This is a genomic window from Serratia sp. 121840015-1 (assembly GCF_053627655.1).
The window spans coordinates 1,484,125-1,507,053 of sequence record NZ_JBSEYF010000001.1; the positions used below are offsets into that span (position 1 = coordinate 1,484,125).

Here is a 22,929-nt window from a genome sequence, read left to right on the forward strand (position 1 = left end):
AAAGGACAGACACCATGTCAGAAACGCTTTCTTTGCCGGATACTCAGGTCGAGTATCGGGAGTATCCGCTGGTTGCAGCGCAACCGGGGATCTGGATCGCCGACCAAATCGCGCTGCGCCGCAACGGCTTCGCCGTGGCGCACTACACCGAACTGCACGGCGCTATCGATCGTTCGGCGCTGGAGCGCGCCATCCGTCAAGGGCTGGCCGAAGCGGATACGGTTCAGGCGCGATTCTTTGAGGCGCAGGACGGCCAGCCGGTGCAGCGTTTGCCGCTGATAGCCGACCCCGCACGCGTGCAGGCGCCGGAGTGGCTCGATTTCAGCGCACGGCCGGACGCCGAACAGGCGGCGCTGGCGCTGATGAACGACGATCTGGCGCAGGAACTGCCGGCAGACGGCGAGCGGCCGCTTTATCGCCATGTGGTGATCCGCGTCAGCGCCGATCGCTGGTTCTGGTACCAGCGCTTTCATCATCTGACCCTGGACGGCTTCAGCTTCGAAGCCATCACCCGCCGGATCGCCGATCTCTATCGCGCGCTGCGCCACGGGCTGGCGCCGGCGGCCTCGCCGTTTACCCCGTTCGGCAAGGTGGTGGAAGAGTTTCAGCAATGGCAAACGTCGCCCGCACGTGAGCGGGCGGCCGAATTCTGGCGCCAGCATCTGCGCGATTTGCCGTCGCCGCTGTCGTTATCGACGGAAAACCGGGAGGTTGAACCGGGCGCCCGGCCGCTCAAACAGGCGCTGGTACTGCCTGAATCGCTGTTTGACGAAGCGCGGCGCGATGATGCGCTGCAGTCGCTGCAACCGGCCGATATCGTCACGGCGGCGCTGGCGATGTATCTGGCGCGCATGAGCGGCGAAACCCGCTTCTCAATCGGTTTTCCTTTCATGCGCCGGATGGGGTCGCAGGCGCTGGCGGCGGTCGGCCCGGTGGTCAACGTGCTGCCGCTGCTGCTGAACGTGACGCCGGATCTGTCGCTGGCGGACGTCTGCCAGGCCACCGTGGCGGAGATCAAGCAGGCGCGTCGCCATCAACGCTATGAGGCGGAGCAGATCAAACGCGATCTCGGCCTGGTCGGCGGCCATCAGGAACTGTATGGCCCGGTGGTCAACGTCAAGGTTTACCACGGCGCCTTGTCGTTCGACGGTCAGGCGGCCGTCACCCATACGCTGGCGATGGGGCCGGTCGACGATCTGGAGTTTGAGATCGGTTTTCGAAGCGGCGTGCTGACGCTGTCTTTGGTCGCCAACCCGGCCAAATACTCGCCGTGCACCTTGCATCATCACGCGGAGCGCATCGGCCATTGGCTGCAGCAGCTGGCGCGGCAGCCGCATCAACCGCACGGTCAACTGGCGTTGATCGGCGAAGGGGAGCTGCGTCAACTCGCGGCCTGGGGGCGTGGCGCAGAGCTGGCGCCGCCGGCGGGCATGGTCTCGATCATGGATGCGTTCCAGCGCCAGGTTGAGCGCCAGCCCGAGGCGTTGGCGGTGGCCTGCGGCGACGTGCGCCTCAGCTACCGGCAGCTTTCCGAACGGGTGATGCAGCTGGGGCGAGTGCTGATCGAAAGCGGCATCGGCGCCGAAGACGTGGTCGCCATCGGCATTCCGCGCTCGGTGGACACGCTGGTCGCGCTGTTCGGCGTGCTGGCCAGCGGCGCAGCCTATATGCCACTCGATCTGGACTATCCGCGTGAACGTTTGGTGCTGATGTGCGACGACGCGCGGCCGGTGATGTTGCTGACCCATCGCGCCACGCGGGCCAACATGCCGGATCTGCCGCAGGTATTGTGCCTGGACGACGCCCCGTGCCTGGCGCGCTGCGCGGCCGCCGAGGGCACGCCGATAACGGATGCCGAGCGGCGCGTGCCGCTGAGCGAGGCGCATCTCGCCTACATGATTTACACCTCCGGCTCGACCGGCAAACCCAAGGGCGTCATGTCCACCCACCGCGGGCTGCTGAACCTGTTCCTGTCGCACCAGGCCTCTCTGTTCGGCCCGGCGATCGAAAAATTCCAGGCTCGCCACGCGCGCCGCTTGCGCGCCGGCCATACCGCCTCGTTTTCTTTCGACTCCTCCTGGGAACCGCTGTTCTGCATGATGATGGGCAGCGAACTGGTTATCTTCGATGAGGAGCTGCGCCGCGACCCCTGGGCGCTGCTGGAACAAACCCAACAGACGCCGATCGATCTGCTGGACATCACGCCGTCGTTCTTCTCGCAACTGGTGGACTGCGGCCTGCTGAAGGGGCAGTTTCCGCTGCCGTCGTTCGTGATGATCGGCGGCGAGGCGGCGACGCCGACGCTGTGGAACCTGATGCAGCAGCATCCGGAGGTGGAGATCCACAACTATTACGGCCCATCCGAATACACCGTCGATACCCTCGGCGCGCCGGTGACGGCCGCAGACCAGCCGGTGATCGGCCGTCCCCTCGCCAATACCTCAGTTTGGCTGCTCGACAGCCGCCTGCAGCCGGTGCCGATCGGCGCGGCGGGCGAGCTGTACATTTCCGGCAAAGGCATTGCACGCGGTTACCTGCGGCGCCCGGATCTGACGGCGGCGCGCTTTGTCGCCAACCCGTTCGCCGAAGGCGAGGTGATGTACCGCAGCGGCGATCTGATGCGCTGGAGCGCGGAGGGCCAGTTGGTGTTCATTGGCCGGACCGATCACCAAATCAAGGTGCGCGGCTTCCGCGTCGAGCTGGGTGAGGTGGAAAGCGCCTTGGCCGCCTTGCCGGACGTGGGGCGTGCGGTGGTGATCGCCGAGCCGATCGGCGCCACCTATCGCCTGATCGGCTACTGCTCGGTACAGGATGACGCGCGCCGCGCCTCGCCGGCGCTGCAAAACGAGCTGCTGGGCCAGCTGGCGCAGCGTCTGCCGGATTATATGGTGCCGGCGATCCTGGTGGTGATGCCGGAGCTGCCGCTCAACGTCAACGGCAAGATTGACCGCCAGGCGCTGCCCAAACCGCAGGAGACGCTGGCGCAAAGCATTCGCGAACCGGCCACCGAGCAGGAAAGGCTGATTTGCCGCGCGATGGCCAACTTATTGGGGATGGAGCGCGTCGGCGCCGACGACGATTTCTTTGCGCTCGGCGGCGACAGCATCTCGGCGATGGGGCTGGGCACCGCCCTGCGGCGCAACGGTTATCTGCTGCGGCCGCGCGAGATCTTCGCGCTGCACACCCCCGCGCGCATGGCGCAGGCGATGCAGCCGCTGGCCGTAGACTCTCAGGCCTCACGCAGCGTGCAGCAAGGCCCGATCGACGGGCTGCCGATCCTGCACTGGTTCGCCGAAACGGGCGATATGCATCGCCGCTTTGCGCACGGCGTTTTCCTGCGCGTGCCTGCCGAGCTGCAGCCGGAACAGCTGCGTGATGCGTTGGACCAGCTGCGCGCGGCGCACCCGGCGCTGGGCGCCAGGATCCGTGATGGCCGGTTGGTGGTTGAAGAAGCCGCTAGCGCTGAGTTCATGCAGGTTCAGGCCGTATCCGGCGAACTGGAGCCGGCGGCGGAACAGGCTTTCGACGCCGCACTCGAGCATCTCGATCCGGCGGCCGGCGCCATGATGCAGGCGATCCTGTTGCAGCGCGACGGGCAGAGCCTGGGGCTGGTGCTGGCGATCCACCACCTGGTGGTCGACGGCGTTTCCTGGCGCATCCTGCTCGAGGAGCTGCGGCAAGTGGCCGACAGCGCCATGCAGGGGCGGCCGATCACGCTGCCGCCGGAAGAAACCTCGCTCTATGAGTGGTCCGCGCGTTTACGCGCCGACGTGGAACGCCGGGAAGCCGAGCTGCCGTTCTGGCGGCAAATGCTGGCGGACGGCGTGCCGCGTTTGGGCCGGCGCGCGCTGGAACCGCAGACCGATCGCATCGCCTCGGTGAGCGAGCGGCGCACGCTGCTCGACAGCCGGTTGACCGCCGCGCTGCTCGGCACATTGCCGCAGAGCTATCGCGCCCAGGTTGAAGAGATCATGCTGTGCGCGCTGGCTCAGGCCTGCCGCCGCCGTTTCCAGGCCGCTTCGCTGCGTTTCTCTCTGGAGTCGCACGGCCGCGCCGAACTGGACGACGGCCTCGATCTGGCCCGCACCGTCGGCTGGCTGACGGCGGAGTATCCGCTGCGCATCGAACTGCATGACGCCGAGCACAATGAGGCCGTGCGCGCGGTGAAACGGGCGACGCGAGTGGTGGCCGATCGCGGCGTCGGTTACGGCCAACTGCGTTATCTGCATCCGCAGCGTGACGATCTGGCGGCGCTGGCGCAGCGCAACGCCCCGGAGATTTTATTCAACTACCTCGGGCGCTTCAGCCAGGATGAGGGGCACTGGACGCCGCAGCGCAGCCAAACCCGCTTCCGCGACGCCTTCGCCGTGGCGCAGGATGCGCAGCAGGCGCCGTCTTACGGGCTGGAAGTGAACATCTTTGTCGAAGAGCGGCGCGACGGCCCCTGCCTGGCGATCAACTGGAGCTGGCTGGAGGGAATTTTCAGCGAGAGCGACATTGCGCAGCTGCACAGCGGCATCGAGCAAGCGGTGCGTTCACTGTGCGAATTTGCCGAACGCCATCCCGAACGCGCGGCGGCGACGTTGGTGGCGGCCGAGATCGCCCAGCCGGGCGCCGACGATGAGGCGGTGCGCGCCTGGGAGCGGGAGTGCGGGCCGTTAGCCGCGGCGCTGCCGCTGTTGCCGCTGCAACACGGCCTGCTGTTCCATGCGCAGACGGCGCAGCAGGGCGGCAGCTATAACTCGCTGACGCGCCTGAGCCTCTGCGGCAAACTGGACGCGCATCAACTCCAGCAGGCGCTGGATGCGGTGATCCGCCGCCATCCGCAATTGGCCGCCCGATTTAACCGCGAGGGCGAGCCGCTGCAGCTGATACCGCAGCAAAGCCATTGGCCGCTGGACAGCCACGCGCTGCCGCCGCTGACGGAAGAACAAGAAGCGCAGGCACTGCACCGGCTGGAGCAGCAGGAACTGCAGCGCGATCTGTTCAACCAGCCCGGCGCGATGCTGCACGCGCTGTGGGTCAAACACGGCGATAGCGAACGCTACACGCTGTTCCTTAACGCGCACCACCTGATCGTCGACGGCTGGTCGACGCCGGTGGTGCTCAACGATCTGATGCTGGCCCTGCGTGAAGGCGAGCAGGCGTTACCGCCGCTGCGTTCGAACTATGCCGATATCGTACGCCGCCTGACCGCGCGGGATGCCGAAGCCTCGCGCCGCCTGTGGCGCGAGACGCTGCAGGACGTGCGCCCGACGTTGCTGTTCGGTGAAACGCAGGACGAACGCGTGCATGAGCTGGAAATGACGCTGCCGCCGGCCGAGGAAAGGCGCTTGCTGACCCTGTGCCGCGAACGCGGGTTGACGCTCAATACCGTAATGCAGGGCATTTGGGCATTGCAGCTGGCCAGCTGTTGCGGCCAGCAGGACGTGGTGTTCGGCTCGCCGGTTTCCGGCCGTTTTGGCCAGATAGAAGGGATCGAGGAACACGTCGGCCTGTTCAGCAACACGCTGCCGGTGCGGGTTCGTCTGCAGCACGATCGTCCGTTGACGGAGCAGTTGACCGACCTGCAGCACCGGCAGATTGAACTGCTGGAGCACGATGATTTGGGGTTGGGGGAAATTCAGCACCTGGCCGGGGCGGGCACGCTGTTCGATACGCTGTTGGTGGTGGAGAACTACCCGGACAACGACGCTCTGCTGGGCGGCACAGGATCGCTGCGCTGCGACGCCATCCGCAACAAAGGCTATACCCACTATCCGCTGACGCTGCTGGTGCTACCGGGCGAACGTCTGCGCCTGCTGATGGAGTACCGCGCCTCGGTGCCGCAGCCTGAGCGCTTCGCCGCGCGGCTGATGGCGCTGCTGCAACAGTGGATCGCCCAGCCGGATCTGCCGCTGCCGCGCTGGCAGTTGCAAACCCCGCCGGAGCAGGCGCTGATCGCGGCGGTCAACCGCACCGGGCAGGCGGTGGCGGACACCACCTTGCATCAGGCGATCGCCGATCAAGCGCGGCGCACGCCGGAACGCATCGCGCTGCAGGATGCCGGGCACAGCCTCAGCTACCGTGACATGCAGCGCCAGGCCGCGCTGCTGGCCGAGCGGCTGACGGCGGCCGGCATTCAGCCGGGGGATATCGTCGCGGTGGCGTTGCCGCGCTCCGTGCGCCTCAGCCTGGCGCTGACGGCGATTGTGCAGACCGGCGCCGCCTGGTTGCCGCTGGACACCGGCTACCCGGACGAGCGGCTGGCCTACATGGTGGAGGACGCCAAGCCGCGGCTGATTATCACCGAAAGCGCGTTGGATACCCGCTTCGCCGCGCTGGCGCCGACGCTGCTGTTCGATGCGCTGGACGAGAGCGGGCGCGAACCGGCGCCGCGCCAACCGGCGGGGAACGGCGATTATCCCGCCTACGTGCTGTATACCTCCGGCTCTACCGGGCGGCCGAAAGGCGTGGTGGTGAACCACCGGGCGATCGTCAACCGCCTGTTCTGGATGCAGCACGAGTATGCGCTCGATGCGCAGGACGTGGTATTACAGAAAACGCCGTGCAGCTTCGACGTTTCCGTCTGGGAATTCTTCTGGCCGCTGATGGTCGGCGCGCGCCTGGTGATGGCGCCGCCGGAGGCGCACCGCGATCCGCAGGCGCTGACGACGTTGATCGACGACTATGGCGTGACCACGCTGCATTTCGTTCCGTCCATGTTGGCTATCTGGGTGGAGGCGCTGAACGAACGGGCGCCACAGCGCGCCGCCGCCAGCCTGAAACGCGTGTTCTGCAGCGGTGAGGCGCTGTCGTGTGAACTGGCTTCCCGTTATCAGGCGTTGGTTACCGCGCCGCTGCACAACCTGTACGGCCCGACGGAGGCGGCGGTCGATGTCACCTACCAACCGGCGTCCGGCGCGGCATTGGCGGCGGTAAACGGCGCCGGCGTGCCGATCGGCAAACCGGTCTGGAACACCCAGCTGAGCATTCTTGACGCCATGCTGCGGCCGGTGCCCGTCGGCTGCGCCGGCGATCTTTACCTGCGCGGCATTCAGCTGGCCGATGGCTATCTGCATCGGCCGGGGCTGACGGCGCAGCGGTTTGTCGCCGATCCCGCCGGCAACGGCGCGCGCATGTATCGCACCGGCGATATCGCCCGCTGGCTGGAAGACGGCAGCGTCGAGTATTTGGGGCGCAGCGACGATCAGCTGAAGATCCGCGGCCAGCGCATCGAGCTGGGCGAAATCGAGCAGGCGCTGCTGGCGCAGCCGGGGGTAGCGCAAGCGGCGGTGCACGCCATCGAGCTGGGCGAGGGCGCGACGGGGCTTGGCGGCGCCGATATGCGCCAGCTGGTCGCCTGGCTGATCGCCCAACCGGGCGTGACGCTGAACACCGCCGTGCTGCATCAGGCGCTGGAGCAGCGTTTGCCGGCGCACATGATGCCGGTCAGCTATGTCATGACCGACCGCTTCCCGCTCAGCGCCAGCGGCAAGCTGGATCGCAAGGCGTTGCCACGGCCGCAGCTGGCCCTGCAAGCCGGGCGTGCGCCGCAGGGCGACAGCGAACGCCTGCTGGCGGCGCTGTTCGGGGAACTGCTGGGGCGCGAGACGGTGTATGCCGACGACGACTTCTTCGCGCTGGGCGGCCATTCGCTGCTGGCGATGCGTCTGGCGGCAGAGCTGCGTCGGCGCGTGCCTCGGCCATTGAGCGTCGGGCAGATCATGTTCGCCCGCAGCCTGGAGAAGATGGCGCACCTGCTCGATGACGCGCAGGCGGCTAACTCGGCCGAGAGCCGCGGCGTCGGCGAATGCCTGCAGCTGCGGGCCGGCCAAGGCCCGGCGCTGTTCTGCCTGCATCCCGCTTCCGGTTTCGCCTGGCAGTACTCGGGGCTGAGCCGTTATCTGCCGGGGAACTATCCCATCATCGGGCTGCAGTCGCCAAGACCGGACGGCGCCATCGCCACCTGCGAGGATATCGAGCAGATGGTCGATCGTCATCTCGCTCATCTGCGCCGCCTGCAGCCACAGGGGCCTTACTACCTGCTGGGCTATTCGCTCGGCGGCACGCTGGCGCATTCGATGGCCGCGCGCCTGCAGCAGCAGGGCGAAGAGGTGGCGTTCCTTGGGATGCTGGATACCTATCCGCCGGAAGGCCAGGATTGGACCGGCCCCAGCGAGGAGGAGGCGCAGAAAGAGGTGGCGCAGGAGCAGGCCGAGTTTATGGCGGAAGATCATGGCGATCCGGCGCTGATGGCGGAGAAGGCGGTGATGTTCGACAGCATCGTCGCCAACTACCGCGACGCGGTGCGCATTCTGTCCCAGGCGCGCAGCCGGCGTTTCCACGGCACGGCAACGCTGTTTGTCGCCGACCAGACGCTGCCGCCGGAGATGGATATCGACGCCGTGTGGGCGCCGTATCTGGATGGGCTGATCTGCCATCACCAGCGCTGCGAACACGCGGACATTCTGTCGCCGGCTTCGCTGGAGACGCTCGGCCCACTATTGCACCAGCTGCTGACGCGGCAATACGGGTTGGTATAACGCAACCGGGCCGGGGGGCGTGCGTCCCGGCCCGTACTAACACATGATATGCAGGACACTATGGCCAGACCTTCTTTTTTTCTTGATTTCAGCTTGCTGAGAAGCAATGCGCATTTCCGCGCGATTTTCTGCGCCCGCATGCTGTCGGTGTTTTCCCTCGGCATGTTGGCGGTGGGGGTGCCGATCCAGATCCAGGCGATGACCGGCTCCACCTTGCAGGTGGGCGTGGCGGTGGCGCTGGACGGGGTGGGCATGTTTATCGGCCTGATGCTGGGCGGCGTGCTCGCCGATCGCTACGATCGCCGCAAGCTGATCCTGTTTGCGCGCGGCACCTGCGGGCTGGGCTTTGTCGCCCTGAGTCTGAACGCCTTCGCCCCGGCGCCGTCGCTGTGGGCGCTTTACCTGCTGGCGGCCTGGGACGGGTTCTTCGGCGCGCTGGGCATGACGGCGCTGATGGCGGTGATCCCGCTGCTGGTCGGGCGCGAAAACCTGGCGGCGGCGGGGGCCTTGAGTATGGTGACGGTGCGCATCGGCGCGATCCTGGCGCCGGCGCTGGGCGGGATCATCATCGTGTTCGGCGGCGTGGGGCTGGCGTTCGCCGTGGCCGCCGCCGGGACGCTGGGCACCCTGATCCCGCTTGTACGCCTGCCGACGCTGTTGCCGCAGCAGCAGGAGCCGGAACACCCGCTGCGCGCGCTCGCCAGCGGCTTCCAGTTTGTCTGGCGCAATAAGGTGGTGGGGTCAGTGGTGCTGCTGGGAATGCTGATGAGCATCGTCGGCGCCGTCAGGGTGCTGTTCCCGGCGTTGGCGCAGGGCGCTTACCACGTCGGCGCTTCCTCTATTGGCCTGATGTATTCCGCGGTGCCGCTCGGCGCGATGCTGGGCGCGCTGACCAGCGGCTGGGTGGGGCGATACGCTCGTCCCGGCGTGCTGATCCTGGTCGCCGCCATCGTCGCATTTACCGCTATCGCTTCGCTGGGGCTGTTCAACCACCTGGCGCCGGCGCTGCTGGCGCTGGTGTGCTACGGCTACGCCAACGCCATCGCCTCGCTCCTGCAATTCATGCTGATCCAGAGCAACACGCCGGATCATCTGCTGGGGCGGGTGAACAGCCTCGGCACCGCGCAGGACGTAACCGGCGATTCGATCGGCGCGCTGGGACTCGGCGTACTGGGCAGGGTGTTTACTCCATTGATGAGCGTGCTGTCGTTTGGCGCATTCGCCGCCGTGCTCGGCGTGCTGGTGGCCTTCAGCGTGCGCACGCTGCGCCAGTGCCGGCCGGCGGACGCGTTGGTCGAGCACGATGAGCCCGCTGCGGCAACCTCAGCGGCGGCGGACAACTAACCCCTCACGGCACCGGCTGTTCCGGCCGGTGCTGCTCCCCCCAGTTGCACATCATGTCGATCACCGGGATCAGCGAACGCCCGCGCTCGGACAGGCTGTACTCCACCTTGGGCGGGATTTGCGGGTACTCCTTTCTCACCACCAGACAATCTTTTTCCAGCTCTTTGAGCGTCGAACTCAGCGTTTTGTACGAAATAGTGCCGATGCAGCGCTGCAGCTCGTTGAACCGCAATACCGGCTTATACAACGCCAGCCAGTAGAGAATAATCATTTTATATTTGCCGTTGATCACCGACAGCGTATAGCCATAGCCGGTGTCTTCGAGGCTGATGCCCGTTGGGCTGCAGTGGGATTCGGCGGTCATTGGGTACTTTCTCCAGGGTAAGTATGTGTCGCGAGTGTGCGTATTTTACATTGTTCCAGCATAACCTATGATGCGCCGGTAGACACCTGACTGGAGAAATCGATATGAAAACCTTGGTGGTGGTGACCCATCCCGATATGGCGAACTCGGTGGTCAATAAACGCTGGCTGGAGGAGCTGCGGCGCTATCCGGAGCGGTATACCGTGCACGAACTGCATCAGGCCTATCCGGACTGGCAGATCGACGTCGCCAAAGAGCAACAGCTGATTGAAGCCCATGACAACATCGTGCTGCAGTTCCCGATTTTCTGGTTCAGCAGCCCACCGCTGCTGAAAAAATGGCTGGACGACGTGCTCACCTACGGCTGGGCCTACGGTTCCCGCAGTGGCTACAAGATGCAAAACAAGAAGCTGGCGTTGGCGGTCACGGCGGGGGTGCGTGCAGAGGATTATGCGCGCGACGGGCGCTATCGTTATTCGCTGGAGGAAATCTTCCGGCCGTTTGAAGTCACCGCCGGTTACGTGCGGGCCGACTATGCCTCGTTCTTCGCCTTTTATGGCAAGGAGGCCGCTTCGGACGGGGTGGCAGAGCAGGTTCAGCAGCATGAGCTGGACAGCAGCGCGCAAGGCTACCAGGCATTTCTCGCCGCCCTGAATTAACGCCGCGCCCCGGATGCGCCAGGGCGTGCGCATCCGGCTACTCGATGTGAACGCCGAAACCGTCTTGCCCCGGCGCGAGATGCGCTTTCAGCGTCAGCTGCGGGATCAGATAGTCACCGGCGTTCTGTCGCCGAAACGGAATGCGCTCGGTGTGCCACAGGGTATCGAGCCGCTGCCCGAGCTGCTCGCACAGGGCGGCAAAGCGTACTTCATCGGTTTTGCCGGCGCGGTAGGTGACGAACGGCGGCAGCACCTCGAAGCCTGGGTAGTGCAGCATGCCGTGCTGGATCGGGAACAGGATATCGTCGATCGGCCCGTTGATGCCGCGCGGGGCGTAATGAGACTCCCAGCCGCCGGCGGTGACGATCAGCATCGCCCGTTTGCCCGCCAGCGTCCCCTCGCCGTAACGGTTACCCCAATGGGTGTCGGAATGCTCACCCACGCCGTAGGCAAAACCATAGGCATAGACACGCTCTACCCAGCCTTTGAGGATCGCCGGCATCGAGAACCACCACAGCGGAAACTGCAGCAGCACCGCGTCCGCCCAGCGCAATTTTTGCTGCTCCCGTTCGATATCGGCGCTCTGCATGCCGTTGGCGAACGCGCGCTGCGAATCCAGCGAAGGATCGAAACGAGCCGTTGCCGGGCCTTCCAGACTGTCGTCAGCGTCGAGCGCCGCTTTCCACTTCATGGCGTACAGGTCGGACACCTGTACCTGATGGCCGGCCTGCGTCAGGCGTTCAACGGCGAAGTTTTTCAGTGAGCCGGTCAGCGACAGCGGCTCCGGGTGGGCGTAAACAATCAGCACATTCATAACAGCTCTCCTTGGTGTGAGAGCTGCAGGTTAGGGCGTTAGTCGGTATATTAGAAATGAATTGCCGTTATCCCAGGTATAACTATGAATAATTTAAGGCGGCTGGATCTCAACCTGCTGGTGACGCTCGACGCGCTGCTGGCGGAGCACAACGTCACGCGCGCGGCACAGCGGCTCAATTTCTCCCAGCCGGCGGTCAGCATGCATCTCGCCAAACTGCGGGCGATCTTTGACGATCCGCTGCTGTTGCCCGGCCCGCGCGGCATGCGTCCGACCGCCAGAGCGGAACAGCTGCGGGAACCGTTACGTCAGGCATTGGCGGCGCTCGAGTTGGCGGTGACGCCGGCGACGCCGTTCGATCCCGCCGTGGCGACCGATACCTGGCGCGTGGCTGCCTTTGACTACGGCGAATCCACCATCGTGCTGCCGGCGCTGAACGGTTTACGCACGGCGGCGCCCGGCACCCGGCTGGCGGTGTTGGAGATCGCCCCGGCGCGCCTCGCCAAACGGGCGGAGCAAGGGGAAATCGACCTGGCGTTTCATACCCGAGAAGGTGCGCCATCCGGCCTGCGGCAGCGCACGCTGTTTAGCGAACGCTATGTGCTGGTGGGCCGGGTCGGCCACCCCAAGCTGCATGCCAGGCTGACGCCGGCGCAATTTTGCCAATTGGAGCAGGTGATGGTCTCGCCGGACGGCGGCGGGTTCTATGGCATGACCGACAGGGCGTTGGCGGACGTGGGGCTGACGCGGCGGGTGGTGCTTTCCGTGCCACATTTTCTGTTCGTTATCTCGGTGCTGACGCAGTCCGATTTGGTGGCGATGCTGCCGGAGCGGCTGGTGCGCAACCAGCCTTTATTACAACGGCTCGAGCCGCCGCTGGCGGTGCCGGGCTTTGAAATGACCATGCTGTGGCACGAACGATCGCACCGGGATCCCGCTCACCGGTGGCTGCGCGAACATATCGTGCGTTCAGTGTGAGCGGGTTGGCGGGTTAAAGGGAGAAGCGTTTTTTGACTCTGTCGATCGGCGTGCCATCGCTGAGCGGCACCTGCGGTAAACGGTCGTAATCGCGAGAACCCATTTTGTGATAGTAGGCGAGGCCACCGACGTTATCCGCCCGAATGGTGGCGTTGATGTGCTTGAAACCGTGCGACTTCGCCGCCGCTAATGTGGCAGGGAACAACGCACTGCCGACGCCGCGACCTGGCAGCTCAGCGCATTGCTGCCGCTGATGAACCATTCGCTGAATTCGGCGGGGGTGAGGGGCGTTTCTATCGCCGTCGTGCCGCCGGCGCCGATCACGTCATTCAATAACTGCGTCAGGGCTTCAGCGTCTTGCGGGGTTACCGTTCTGATCTTCATTGCGTTGCTATCTCCTATGATGAATCGGCTGGAACCATCGAAAGAAGATAGACGCAGGCGTCCGATAATGAAATATCGGAACGTGCCGGACCAAAAGACAGTGAGAAGAATTACATGAACAGGAAGCGGTCGGCCAGCGGAACCCCACGTTCGAGGCGCGGCGGCAACGCGTCGTCGCGATCGTCAGGCCGAGCAGCCTGCGGCGCGGCGTCTTCGGCTTTTTCAATCATCAGCTCGCCGAGCAGGGCCAGAAAACGAGTGAGCTTTTGCATATTCCCTCCGGATCCTTGATTACATTGAGAGTGATACTAATCGCCGCTCAACCGAATGGGAAAAACTTAAAACTCATATCCTAAGAACCGGATCGCATATCGCCTGACCGGGCGACGGTTGCCCATCGCCCGGTGTACGGTTTAGAAGGTGACGTTAACCTTGGCCCACAGGGTGCGGCCCGGTTCATTCACCGCGCTGTTGGCCGAATACCCGAAGGCGCTGTTGCCCGCCAGGTTGAGGTGTTCGCTGTAGGTCTTGTTCAGGATGTTATCCAGACCGGCGCTCAGCTTGACGTTTTTATTCACCTTGTAGGCGGCGTTGGCGGAAAGCACGCCGAAGCCGGCGCTTTCGGCAAAGTCTTTGCCTACCACGTTGCCTTCGTTGATCGCCACGCGGTGTTGGCTGCTGACCAAACGCCACAGGCCGGTGCCGCTCCAGTCGCCGTACTCATAGGTGAGCCCCAGACGCGCCTCCAGCGGCGGGATCTGCGGCAGCGGCCGGCCATCGCTGGTGTTTTTGCCCCAGGAGTAGGCCAGGCTGGCGTCGGTTTTCCAGTGCTCGCTCAGTTGGTAACCCATGCCCATTTCACCGCCCATGATGTTGGCGTTGACGTTATCGGCCTGGCTGAGACGCGCGTTGTGCGGATCGTATTTGAACAGGATGAAATCATCGACGCGGCCCACGTAAGCGGAGACCCAGCCGTTGAAGCGTTTGCCGTTGTACTGCGCGCCGATGTCGAGCTGCGTGGTTTTTTCGCTCTTGACGCTGGAGAACGGATCCTTGCTGCCGTTCGGGCCGAGCTTCGGCGAGAACAGCTCCCAATAATCCGGGAAGCGCTCGGTATAACCGACGCCGGCATACAGCATCAGCGGCAGGTCGGCCAACGTATGCTCAAGACGCATAAAGCCGCTCGGCAGGGTATCCGAACGCTCCCCGTTGCTGCCGCTGCGGAAATTCTCCACCAGGGTGCGGTCAAGACGCGCGCCGCCGATCAGTTTATCCTGTTCGCTGGTGGACCAGGTCAGTTCACTGAAGGCGCCGTAGCTGTTGAACTGGGCGTCTTTTTCCCAGCTGCTGCGGCTCATGCTGCGGTGGGTGTTGGTTTGGGTGTCCAGGCCGCTTTCAAGCTTCACGTCCTGCCACTGCCAGGTGCCCATCACGCGGCCGCCGACGGTGCGGCGATCGAGCTGCATCGTCATGCCGGAGGACATCATGTGCCCGCCGTGGCCGCCCATGCTCATAGCGCCATGGCCCCCGTGGCCACCCATGCCGCCGCTGCCCGGCGAGCGCAGGGTGACGTTGTCCATCACGTGGTTGGCGTAGTTGTAGTAGACCTGCGCTTCCAGCTTATCCAGCACCTCGCCGATGTTGGATTTTTCCACCCGCATGCCCAGGCTTTCACGCTTGAACTGCGAACCGTCCATGCTGCGGCCGGCATAGCGCGCTTCGCCGTTGCCGCGGCCCATGGTCACTTCCAGCAGCGTGTCGTTGTCCGGCGTCCAGCCGAGCGCCAGGTCACCATTCCACTTGTCCCAGCGTGACGGCACGCGCGTATTCGTTCCGTCCTGATAGTCGTTGGAGCGGGATTTGTTGGCCATCACCCGCAGGTAGCCTTGTTCGGCACCGAGGCTGGCGTCGATATTCTCGTCCCAGCGGCCGTTGGAGCCGGTCAGTACGCTGGCGCTGCCCTTGATGCCCGGCTTGTCGAAGCGCGGGCGCTCGCGCTCGAAACGCACCGTGCCCGCCGACGATCCCGGCCCCCACAGCACCGTCTGCGGCCCCTTGGTGATGGTCAACAGATCGAAGCTTTCCGGCGAGATGTAAGAGGTCGGCGCATCCATCCGCGCTGGGCAGGCGCCCAGCATTTCCGAACCGTCGGTGAGGATCTTTAACCTCGAACCGAACATGCCGCGGAACACCGGATCGCCGTTGGTGCCGCCGTTGCGGATTTGCGAAAAGCCGGGGATGGTTTTCAGGTAGTCCGAACCGTCGCTGGCCGGCACCGGCTGGCGCGGGGTTTTCGGCGAGGTGACGATGGTGAGCGGGGAGTAGAGCGGCGCGGTGACGGTGATCACGTCGCCATCATTAACCTGTGCGTCGGTAGGGTGCTGATGCGCCTGCGCCGCGTGGCCGGCCAGCAGGAACAGCGGCATGGCGGTGGTGATGGCGCGGGTAACGGCGTTCTTTTTATAAGTCGGTTTAAACATCATCTTTCCTTAAGCTAACTCTTTTCCGTTCTTGGCCGTGGGATTATTCAGGCGTGGGGCGGCCTGGCGAAAATCACCATCGGAAAATACGGGGGTTAATTCCATCAACGTGGAAATAACCGGATTAATAATGTCGTCTCGATGATTAACCGTTGGGCGAATTAATTCCGCCGGGTTGAAGCGATCAACGGCAATACAGAGAGCGGCAATGGGCTTATTGTTAAATCAGAGGAAAGAGACGGGGGGCGCGCGCGGCTGTAATTCGGTGTGAACGACGTGGGCAAACAGGGGAACGAGATAGTGAATCGGCGGCGGGCGCGAAGCCAGCAACTGGGACCAGAACAGCGGGGCGTGGCTCACGTCCAGCAGCGGCGCGTGCAGCAACAGCACGCAGTAGCCGCAGGCGCTGTCGTCCATCATCATCGCCATGTTGTGATGGCCGCCGCCATGCTGCATCAGCGGCTGTGCGGCTTTTTCAGGCTCAGGCGGCGGCGAGTGCATCCCGTGATGCATCGGCATCTCCATGCCGCAATCCGCCATGACGGTCGTTCCAGCACTTCCGGCGCGTACATGCTCCAGGGATCGCGAGACCACCGGCGCAATGAACAACATCAGAATGGCAAACATCCCTAACCAGGCGGCGGCCCGATGTCGCGATGCAGAGCACTGAATTAACGACACAATCAACCTAAAAAAAGGGTTAACACAGGGTAGGGAATTGTACTGGTTTATGTCGAAATGTTAAAACCTTTTATTTCTGGTCAACGGTCTGTTGATGAATATATTATCGAATAAGCGCTTTAATTCTGACCAAAGACTATTTTTTTGGCACCAATAACGTGATGGGGACAATATTAATGACGGAAAAACTGGCGAGCACCATTATCCCGCTTTATGACGAACATGCCGCCGCCTGGAAACGCCTCAGACCCACCACGCTGTTTGAACGGCCGTGGCTCGATCGCTTTTTGCAGCTCACCCCGGCCAATGCGCGGCTGCTGGATCTCGGCTGCGGCAATGGCGCGCCGATCGCCGCCTATTTTATCGAACAGGGGTATCGGGTCACCGGCGTCGATGGTGCTCAGGCGATGATCGCGCACTGCCGGCAGCGTTTTCCTCAGCAGGAGTGGCGACAAATGGATATGCGCCAGCTGGATTTGGCGACGAAGTTCGACGGCCTGCTGGCCTGGGACAGCTTCTTTCATCTGGCGCGCGACGATCAGCGCCGCATGTTTCCGCTGTTCAGACGGCATGCCGGGCCGCACGCCGCACTGATGTTCACCAGCGGCCCAGCCGACGGCGTGGCGATCGGCAGCTTCGAAGGCCAGCCGCTGTTTCACGCCAGCCTGGCGCCGGAGGAGTACAGACGTTTATTGCAGGAGAACGGCTTCCGCGTGGTCGACCATGTGGTGGAAGATCCCGCCTGCGGGGGAAGAACGGTCTGGTTGGCGCAGGGTGTTGAGTGACAATGTCACGGGCAGATTCCCCAGAACCTGCCCGTTAACGTTATTTAGCGCTGACGCGCCAAACGGTGTTGCCCACGTCATCCGCAATCAGCAGGGCGCCGGCCTTGTCGATCGTTAATCCTACCGGTGCGCCATAGAGTTCCTTCTCGTCGTCGGAGACAAAGCCGGTGACTACCGCTTTGAGTTTGCCGACCGGCTTGCCTTGCTCAAACGCCACGTAACTGACCCGGTAGCCGTTCAGCGGCGAGCGATCCCAGCTGCCGTGCTCACTGACAAAGGCGCCGCCGCGATACTCGGCCGGCAGTGCGTTCGCGGTATAGAACAGCAGCCCCAGCGGCGCGACGTGCGAGCTGAGGGCGTAGTCCGGCTTGATGGCTTTCGCCACCCGATCCGGCCGCGCCGGCTGCACCCGCCGATCGACGTGCTGGCCGAAATAGCTGTAAGGCCAGCCGTAGAAGCCGCCGTCCTGCACCGAGGTCAGGTAGTCCGGCACCAGATCGGCGCCGATTTCGTCACGCTCGTTGACGATGGCCCACAGCTTGCCGCTGTGCGGTTCCCACTGCAGCCCGGTTGGGTTGCGCAGGCCGCTGGCGAAGACGCGGCTGGCGCCAGAGGCGGTGTCCACTTCCAGCACGGCGGCGCGCCGGTACTCTACGGCCAGGCCGTTTTCGGTGATGTTGCTGTTGGAACCGACGCCGACATACAGCTTTTTACCGTCCGGGCTGGCCAGCAGGGCCTTGGTCCAGTGGTGGTTGATGGTGTCCGGCAGATCGGCCAGCTCTTTACCCGCATCGCTGATGCGCGTTTCGCCCGGCTGATAGGTGTACTGCATGATGTTGCCGGTGTTGGCCACGTACAGGGTGTTGCCAATCAGCTGGACGCCGAACGGGGAATCGAGCCCCTCGAGGAAAACATGCTTTTCCCAGCTACCGTCGACGGTTGGACGCAGCAGGGTGATGCGGTTACCGCCTTTGCCCCCTTTACCGGACTGGCCTTTCACCAGCCCGGCGATCAGCTGCTTGGGCGTGCTCACCGCCTCCGTACCCGGCCCGTTGGCTTCCACCACCAGGACATCGCCATTCGGCAGGGTAAGCAGCTGGCGCGGATGCAGCAAACCGTCCGCCACCTTATCGATTTTCAAACCCTCGGCCACTTTCGGCATCTGGTTCTGTTGCCAGCCGACGCCCTTTGGCACCTGCATCGGCGGCATCAGGAAGTCTTGCGCCGCCGGCAACACCGGATCCGGCCCCATTTGTTGTTCCGGCGAAATGACGGCGCTGTTATCGCAGCCGGCCAGCGCCAGCACGGCGGAAAGCGCAATCGCGGTGGATGATAGCTTCATGAAAACCTCCTTATTTTGCGCGGGCGCCCACGGCCAGCAGAATGTTGGCGAGGCTCAGCAGCGCGACCACGATCGCAGACAGCACCAGGCCTTGCGGCACCACGGCATACGCATCCCGGCTATGCACGAAAGCGTTAATGATGGCGAGAATGATGGCGATCAGATTCAGCCAGAAATGGAGCTTGACCGGTGAGCCCTGCAGCCGGCCGCTGCCGAACCACACCTGAACCAGGTTAATCAGCCGGGGAATAATGGCAAAAACCAGGCCAATGGCGATCAGCCAGCCGGCACCATTGACCCACTGAATGTTCGCCGTGCAGGCATAGATGATGTCGAAGATCAGCGCCGCGGTGAAAAATCCATAGGGTATCGGGTTGAGCCATTCATAGACGGCCACTGCGGCCGCCGAGGGCCTTGCTGTCGTTTGCGTGGTCATGCAGGTATCTCCATGAAAAATGATAGGTAAAAAGGGCATTGGCCCCTTAAAGCTTTGTTCAGATTTACCGATTTGAACAATTTTGATTCTCATTTTTAGCATGCGGTGTTAAAACCGAAGCCATCACTGCGGCATTATCAATGGCTTAGCAACATCAGGAGGAAGGGCATGAGTATAGAGCGCGTTCAGCGATTTCTGGCCGAGCACGCACCGGAAACGGCGGTGACGGTGCTGGCAAAGAATACCGCTACGGTGGCGCTGGCGGCGGAAGCCTTTGGGGTGGAGAGCGGGCAGATCGCCAAGACGCTGTCGTTTCGCGTGAACGACGGCGTGGTGCTGTTGGTGATGGCGGGAACCGCCAGAATCGACAACAAGAAGTACAAACAATTCTTCGGCGTAAAGGCGCGTATGCTGCCGGCAGAGGAGGTGGAGGCGCTGACCGGCTATCCACCCGGCGGCGTTTGCCCCTTTGCCGCACCGGAAACGGTGAGAATTTACTGCGACCGCAGCCTGTGCAGCTACGGTGAAGTGCTCCCGGCAGGCGGCAGCGATAACTCAGGCGTGAGAATTGCGCCACTGCGGCTGGCCAGCATCACCGGAGCAGAGTGGATTGACGTGACAGGGTAACGACAAGTGACCGCGTAACAATTGCGTTATGTTAAATAGAGTACATCAATTCGTGATTAATACGCTGTTTTAACTGGTAAAATCACAAGCTCATCGATTTATGGCAAACCGCCTCGATATTGTGCCCATCCGGGGCGATCACAAATGCCGCATAGTAATGGGCATGGTAATTGGGCCGCAAGCCGGGCGTGCCATTGTCTTTGCCGCCGGCGTTTAACGCGGCGTGATAGAACGCATCGACCTGTTCACGGCTGCTTGCGGCAAATGCCAGGTGCAGATGCGCCGGTTTTTCATCGGTCTGAAACAGGCATAATGACACGTTATCTCGATCGCGGCACAGCTCAACGCCATAGTCGGGTTCGCCTTCGGCAACGATCTTTACGCCCAGTGGCGCCAGCGCATTGAGGAAAAACGCTTTGCTGAGGGCAAAGTCGCTGACGCCAAATTTCACATGATCAAACATGGGGAGGCTCCTTGAGCGTGAAAGAATGTTCCCATTCAGTATAGCCAACGCCGTGTTGGACGTAGAAAGCGATGCAAACGCACGCCAATGCGCATTTAACAGGCAAATACTGCCCGTTTAAGTGACGCGTTTGGATGAAATCTGCAGTATCGTAGCCGCCAGGTTTTATCAGATTTCACGTAGCGCGATCAAAAAAGCAGGGGATTTCTGGCCAATATCGGCAGGTCGCCATTGGAAACCATGCCTGGTCATCATTATTGGAGTGGAAAATGTCAGCACGCATTATCACGATCGAAGCTTATGATCCGCAGTGGGTGGAACGTTATAAAGATGAAGCGCTGAAACTACGCGAGATATTGGCTGGCGTTTTAACGGCCATTCATCATATCGGCAGCACAGCAGTACCGGAACTGGCAGCCAAACCAACGATTGATATCTTGCTGGAGGTTGAAAGTCTGGCGGCGTTGGATGGCTTGAATGACGGGATGCGTAACATGGGATATACGCCGCGTGGCGAGAACGGCATTGCTGGCAGACGTTACTACATCAAGGGAAACGGCGATCGCACGCATCACGTACATGCATTTACTACAGGAAGTGAACAGGCGATCAGACATTTGGCGTTCAGAGATTATCTGCGCAAGCATCAGGGTGTTGCTCAGCAATATGCGGCAATCAAACGCCAGGCAGCAGAAGACAGCCGGCAAAACCCGGCGGCTTATGGCCGGTTGAAAAACGAATTTGTTCAGCGGCATGAGCAGCTGGCGCTGGCATGGCTGGCCGCAGGAGAAAGCCCATGATCAGGCCTGGACGGCAGAATCCACATATCACCACCCAGGTGCGCATAATGTATATTATGTTAAATTGAATTACTGAGTACGCACCTGGGTTATCCTACCCGTCCTTTCTCACCTCACCTTCAAGGCTTATCAGGCTGACATCCTTTTTTATGTTTAAGCCCATCTATCAACCCATCTCAGTTTCATCATCTCAGTTTAACCCTTAGTCGGCGTACCTTGATGAAAGCGCATCTGCCAACCCGCCTTTTCCGTCAGGAGCCAAATCGATGAGCGTTCAGTGCAACGAACGGCGCAGCCCTGCACATCACGCTGAAAACTTTTGTACGTCAGCAACACGGCGCCTTCACTGATTTTCGCCAGCTTAAAACTTTCGGCGAAAATCGGCGGATAATCCGTTTCCATCTCCAGCGCCGCAACGGTTTGGCATTTGTCATAACGTAGGCCTGAACGACCAATCTCTTCAAAGTCTTCATGCAACAATGCCGCGACATGTTTCGGATCGCAGCGCGTTGTTGGCTGGTGCAGTTCAACCTCAAGCGCCTGAATTTGGCTAAGCCACTGTGCAAAATGGGTCAAAATGCCCTCCTTTTTTGATCGCGCTACGTGAAATCTGGCAAACTTCGGCAGTCAATCTACATCAGAATGACACTCGTGAAACCTGACTATTCCCAGGATTCCTTCTCATAGGGTTTTTGCCAGTTCTTTTCCGTGACGGGTACGAGTTCCCCGTTGAACGTATAGGTACAACAGCGGCATCTCACCGGCACATCTTCTGCGGTGAATGCCGGGTTCACTTTCTGCAGTATCCCGTGATCATCTATGCATAGTCCGCTGTAATAGCTCGACTCACCACAGCAGACATAGCTCTGCCAGTTTTTACGGTGCAGCGCCACCAGGTAAAAAATAGGCGCTTCTTTATCCAACCGACTTACCGCTTCGCTATGTACTTCATTCCAGGGTTGGCCCACTTTACTGAGCAAAAATTGAAATAGCGGCGTGTAATCCATGCCATGTTGTATCCGCCCATGCATGCTTTCACGCAGCGGCAACTGCTCATCGTCTGCCTGTTTGCCATGGCGTCCCCAGCGGTACTCACCACCGCTGGCGATGGGCCCTCTGGATGTAACGCTTTCTCTTCTATAGAGTTTCTTCTTTACATCTCGATGTGCTCTCATCAAGCCTCAATAGTGACATTGTCACACAAAAAGAAATCCTTACGCCGGTTTCCCAGCCAAATGCGACCGCCGAACCCGCAACTCTCCATGCCGCCAGGCGCCGTCTGCCGTGGTACGATTGTCGATCAGGCGATTCAAGGCCTCCTCGACTAACCGGTCAATGCGTTGGCTGTAGCTGGTCAGCGCCCAATTGGCTGAGCCGGCTTCGTCGATATCGTCGAAACCTACCACGGCCATTGCAGACGACGGCGCCGTTTGTCTGAGCGCCTCGAGCGCCCCCAGCGCCAACACGTCGTTCTCGCAGAACAATGCCTCAACCCGCTCACTTTCCGGCGTTGCCTGCAGGTATTCACTCATCAGTTGGAAACCGCGCTGGCGATCGTAGTGGCCAGCGGTGAGCACCCGATCCAACTGAAAGCTGGCGGCCATCAATTTGTCACGGTAGCCTTCCATGCGCAGCAAATGGCTGCTTTGCGTGTCTGGCCCCTTCATGTAGCCAAAGCGCCGATGCCCTTGTTCTATCAGCAACCCAGCGATCTCTTCGCCGGCGCGGTAGCCGTCGATATTGACCACATCAATGTGTTCACTTTCCGTATTGCGGCACACCTGCACCAGCGGGATCTGATGCAGGTCTTGCGCGATCGCCGCCCACTCTTGGGTTAACACCGTCGCCAGGAACAAAATGCCATCGACCTGCAGCTGATCGGCCATCGCCATCACCGCCCGGTAGTTTTCCCCCGCGGTGATGTTCAGCAGCAGCGCCATATAGCCGCGGGTTTGCAGCTGTTTGGTGACCATATCGAGCATCATCATCGAATGCGGGTTCTTCATCTCGTCGATGGCCACGCCGATGATGTGCGTGCGTTTTTGCGACAGGCTGCGCGCCAGCAGATTGGGTCGATAACCCAGCTCGGCCGCCGCCGCCAGTACGCTTTCACGCGCGTTGTCTGAGATCGATGCGCCGGGCGTAAAGGCGCGCGATACCGTCCATTTAGAGACGCCGGCCTTTTCGGCGACGTCGCTGGCGGTGGCTTTGTGGTGTTTCGTCATGGTTGCGTCGATCTCTGCTTCG

At 62.1% G+C, this 22,929-nt stretch carries 20 protein-coding genes; 7 read left to right on the plus strand and 13 right to left on the minus strand.

The window, feature by feature from the left end; genetic code table 11:
- Positions 1–14 precede the first annotated feature (14 nt).
- Both ACUXAC_RS07115 and entS read left to right on the plus strand, forming a co-directional pair.
- Positions 15–8,525, plus strand: coding sequence for an amino acid adenylation domain-containing protein (locus tag ACUXAC_RS07115; RefSeq protein ID WP_454266573.1), 8,511 nt, complete (start codon positions 15–17; stop codon positions 8,523–8,525).
- 60 nt (positions 8,526–8,585) lie between these two features.
- Entirely contained in the window at positions 8,586–9,869 is a 1,284-nt protein-coding gene (gene entS / locus ACUXAC_RS07120) for an enterobactin transporter EntS (protein WP_060418855.1), read from the plus strand.
- 4 nt (positions 9,870–9,873) lie between these two features.
- On the opposite strand, the gene ACUXAC_RS07125 is transcribed toward entS, so the two are convergent.
- Complete coding sequence (locus tag ACUXAC_RS07125; protein WP_342121336.1) at positions 9,874–10,233, minus strand: winged helix-turn-helix transcriptional regulator; 360 nt, start codon at positions 10,231–10,233, stop codon at positions 9,874–9,876.
- A 104-nt stretch (positions 10,234–10,337) separates the two neighbouring features.
- Here ACUXAC_RS07125 and ACUXAC_RS07130 point away from each other — a divergent pair, with 104 nt between their 5' ends.
- The gene (locus ACUXAC_RS07130; protein ID WP_342121335.1) at positions 10,338–10,892 is read left to right on the plus strand and encodes an NAD(P)H-dependent oxidoreductase; all 555 of its coding nucleotides are present in this window, start codon (positions 10,338–10,340) and stop codon (positions 10,890–10,892) included.
- A gap of 37 nt (positions 10,893–10,929) precedes the next feature.
- On the opposite strand, the gene ACUXAC_RS07135 is transcribed toward ACUXAC_RS07130, so the two are convergent.
- On the minus strand, positions 10,930–11,706 hold the full coding sequence (locus tag ACUXAC_RS07135; protein ID WP_342121334.1) for an NAD(P)H-dependent oxidoreductase: 777 nt from the start codon (positions 11,704–11,706) through the stop codon (positions 10,930–10,932).
- Positions 11,707–11,790: 84 nt separating this feature from the next.
- On the opposite strand from ACUXAC_RS07135, the gene ACUXAC_RS07140 reads away from it, so the two are divergent.
- Positions 11,791–12,684, plus strand: coding sequence for a LysR family transcriptional regulator (locus tag ACUXAC_RS07140; protein WP_141959241.1), 894 nt, complete (start codon positions 11,791–11,793; stop codon positions 12,682–12,684).
- A gap of 13 nt (positions 12,685–12,697) precedes the next feature.
- On the opposite strand, the gene ACUXAC_RS07145 is transcribed toward ACUXAC_RS07140, so the two are convergent.
- The 5 genes from ACUXAC_RS07145 to ACUXAC_RS07165 form a co-directional block, all read right to left on the minus strand.
- The gene (locus ACUXAC_RS07145; RefSeq protein ID WP_454266574.1) at positions 12,698–12,889 is read right to left on the minus strand and encodes an N-acetyltransferase family protein; all 192 of its coding nucleotides are present in this window, start codon (positions 12,887–12,889) and stop codon (positions 12,698–12,700) included.
- Positions 12,871–13,068 carry a GNAT family N-acetyltransferase gene (locus ACUXAC_RS07150; protein ID WP_342121331.1) on the minus strand — a complete coding sequence of 66 codons (198 nt, stop codon included), beginning with the start codon at positions 13,066–13,068 and terminating at the stop codon, positions 12,871–12,873. Before ACUXAC_RS07150 ends, ACUXAC_RS07145 begins: the two co-directional genes overlap by 19 nt.
- 110 nt (positions 13,069–13,178) lie before the next feature.
- Entirely contained in the window at positions 13,179–13,340 is a 162-nt protein-coding gene (locus ACUXAC_RS07155) for a hypothetical protein (RefSeq protein ID WP_162997437.1), read from the minus strand.
- A 141-nt stretch (positions 13,341–13,481) separates the two neighbouring features.
- On the minus strand, positions 13,482–15,494 hold the full coding sequence (locus ACUXAC_RS07160) for a TonB-dependent copper receptor (RefSeq protein WP_342121376.1): 2,013 nt from the start codon (positions 15,492–15,494) through the stop codon (positions 13,482–13,484).
- Positions 15,495–15,773: 279 nt separating this feature from the next.
- Entirely contained in the window at positions 15,774–16,175 is a 402-nt protein-coding gene (locus ACUXAC_RS07165; RefSeq protein WP_174134854.1) for a DUF2946 domain-containing protein, read from the minus strand.
- 230 nt (positions 16,176–16,405) lie between these two features.
- On the opposite strand from ACUXAC_RS07165, the gene ACUXAC_RS07170 reads away from it, so the two are divergent.
- Positions 16,406–17,014, plus strand: a complete 609-nt coding sequence (locus ACUXAC_RS07170) for a class I SAM-dependent DNA methyltransferase (RefSeq protein ID WP_421115034.1) — start codon at positions 16,406–16,408, stop codon at positions 17,012–17,014.
- 40 nt (positions 17,015–17,054) lie between these two features.
- Here ACUXAC_RS07170 and ACUXAC_RS07175 read toward each other — a convergent pair whose 3' ends face one another.
- Together ACUXAC_RS07175 and ACUXAC_RS07180 are read right to left on the minus strand one after the other, a co-directional pair.
- Positions 17,055–18,356, minus strand: coding sequence for a PQQ-dependent sugar dehydrogenase (locus ACUXAC_RS07175; protein ID WP_454266575.1), 1,302 nt, complete (start codon positions 18,354–18,356; stop codon positions 17,055–17,057).
- Positions 18,357–18,366: 10 nt separating this feature from the next.
- Positions 18,367–18,792: a DUF2231 domain-containing protein gene (locus ACUXAC_RS07180; RefSeq protein ID WP_421115036.1), complete on the minus strand. Its 426-nt coding sequence runs from the start codon at positions 18,790–18,792 to the stop codon at positions 18,367–18,369.
- Between the two features lie 168 nt (positions 18,793–18,960).
- Between ACUXAC_RS07180 and ACUXAC_RS07185 the strand changes: the two genes are divergently transcribed.
- Positions 18,961–19,419, plus strand: coding sequence for a YbaK/EbsC family protein (locus ACUXAC_RS07185; RefSeq protein ID WP_060433082.1), 459 nt, complete (start codon positions 18,961–18,963; stop codon positions 19,417–19,419).
- A gap of 82 nt (positions 19,420–19,501) precedes the next feature.
- On the opposite strand, the gene ACUXAC_RS07190 is transcribed toward ACUXAC_RS07185, so the two are convergent.
- Positions 19,502–19,882, minus strand: a complete 381-nt coding sequence (locus ACUXAC_RS07190) for a VOC family protein (protein ID WP_141968814.1) — start codon at positions 19,880–19,882, stop codon at positions 19,502–19,504.
- Positions 19,883–20,151: 269 nt separating this feature from the next.
- Here ACUXAC_RS07190 and ACUXAC_RS07195 point away from each other — a divergent pair, with 269 nt between their 5' ends.
- Entirely contained in the window at positions 20,152–20,682 is a 531-nt protein-coding gene (locus ACUXAC_RS07195; protein WP_060433080.1) for a GrpB family protein, read from the plus strand.
- Between the two features lie 195 nt (positions 20,683–20,877).
- Here ACUXAC_RS07195 and ACUXAC_RS07200 read toward each other — a convergent pair whose 3' ends face one another.
- From ACUXAC_RS07200 to ACUXAC_RS07210, 3 genes are all read right to left on the minus strand, one after another.
- Positions 20,878–21,258, minus strand: coding sequence for a nuclear transport factor 2 family protein (locus ACUXAC_RS07200; RefSeq protein ID WP_421115037.1), 381 nt, complete (start codon positions 21,256–21,258; stop codon positions 20,878–20,880).
- Positions 21,259–21,344: 86 nt separating this feature from the next.
- Positions 21,345–21,857 carry a hypothetical protein gene (locus tag ACUXAC_RS07205; protein WP_421115038.1) on the minus strand — a complete coding sequence of 171 codons (513 nt, stop codon included), beginning with the start codon at positions 21,855–21,857 and terminating at the stop codon, positions 21,345–21,347.
- Positions 21,858–21,896: 39 nt separating this feature from the next.
- Positions 21,897–22,907: a LacI family DNA-binding transcriptional regulator gene (locus ACUXAC_RS07210; protein ID WP_421115039.1), complete on the minus strand. Its 1,011-nt coding sequence runs from the start codon at positions 22,905–22,907 to the stop codon at positions 21,897–21,899.
- Positions 22,908–22,929 lie beyond the last annotated feature (22 nt).